Annotated in this window: 1 protein-coding gene; it reads right to left on the reverse strand. The window is 67.8% G+C overall.

Translation table 11 applies throughout. The features are described from left to right. Nucleotides 1–54: 54 nt before the first annotated feature. A complete protein-coding gene (locus LCE31_RS39660) occupies nt 55–1293 on the reverse strand; it encodes an IS701 family transposase (RefSeq protein ID WP_225023144.1) in 1239 nt (412 codons plus the stop codon). Nucleotides 1294–1325 lie beyond the last annotated feature (32 nt).

The raw sequence follows: 1325 nt of genomic DNA on the forward strand, positions 1-1325 counted from the left end.
GGTAGTGACAGTGGCGGGCTACTGCCTGGCGTCGTCGGCGCCAACGCGACCAGTTCAGCGCATGCGCAAGTTTGCAGGGGCGGTGGGAAGTGTGAGCTGCCAGGAGTCGCCGCACTTCTGCCACAGTGAGCTCGACGACCTCGTCTTCCTCGCCGGTGTCGCCCCCTTTTCGCGCTCTTGCGCGGTCGTGGCAGCGAGGAAGGCGTGGGCGAGCATGGACAGGGTGACATGCCGGTACCAGCCGACGTAGCGGCGGACCTCGTACTGGTCCAGACCGCACTCGTTCTTCGCTGCCTGGAAACACTCCTCGATCGCCCACCGGCTACCGGCGACCCGCACCAGCTCGTCCACCGCGGTGCCGACGGGAGCGCAGCCCAGGTAGTAGGCGACCTCTTCCGGCTTGTGCTCGCCGCGCCGGGCCAGGGCCCATCGCTCGCGCACCAACTCGCCGTCTTCGTAGTCGAATTCACTGACAACGGGTAACCGCACGGCAGCCCAGTCATACATGCGCAGACCCTTGGCGCCCTGCCCGCACGAGCGGCGCACCCACGCCTCGTGGGGTGCCTGGGCGAAGAGGTAGTCGATGCGTGGGCAGCCCGCAGCGAACTGGGACTTCGGCACCGCCAGCACGTAGCCGAGCCCGGCTTTCTCCAGCGTTCGGCGGAACCGGTACTCCTGGCCGTAGGCGGCATCCGCGGTCACCCAGGTGACCGGCAGCGGCGATGCGAGAGCACGCAGCACGAGCGTCTGGGCCAGGACGCCTTTGGTGGCGAACTGCCTTTCTTCGGGGACCTTGGCGGCGCGGCAGCGCTCGGGGTCGTCGGTCCAGGATTTAGGCAGGTACAGCTCCCGGTCCACCAAAGCCCGGCCTGCGGTGCTGGCGTAGGCGGCGAAAACACCTATCTGGCAGTTCTCGGTGCGGCCGGCAGTGCCGGAGTACTGGCGCTGGACACCGGCGGAAGTGATGCCCTTCTTCAGGAAGCCGGTGTCATCCACGATCAGTACGCCGCCTGGTCGGCCGAGTTGCTGGGCGACGTAGTTGTGCAGTTCGTCGCGGACGTCGTCGGCATCCCAGCGGGCGCGGGAGAGGAAGTGCTGCAGGCCGTCGGGGGTGGCGTGGCCAGCCTGTTCGGCCAGTTGCCAGCTGTTCTTGCGGGCTACCGGGGCGAGCAGCCCGCGTACGTAGTCACGCATGCGGCGGCGCGGCTCCACGCGGCCGAAGCAGTGCCCGATGGTGATGAAGAGGTCGTCCAGGTCGTGGTCCCAGCTCTCGGCTGTGTGATCGGTGGACATGACAGGAGGCTTCCCGGGCTGGAGAGGACCTT

This window comes from Streptomyces sp. 8L (assembly GCF_020176795.1).
Classification (GTDB): Bacteria; Actinomycetota; Actinomycetes; order Streptomycetales; family Streptomycetaceae; genus Streptomyces.

What these genes read in the sequence shown, in the direction of transcription:
- LCE31_RS39660 (WP_225023144.1), bottom strand. Translation starts at nt 1,293, where the DNA reads ATGTCCACCGATCACACAGCCGAGAGCTGGGACCACGACCTGGACGAC.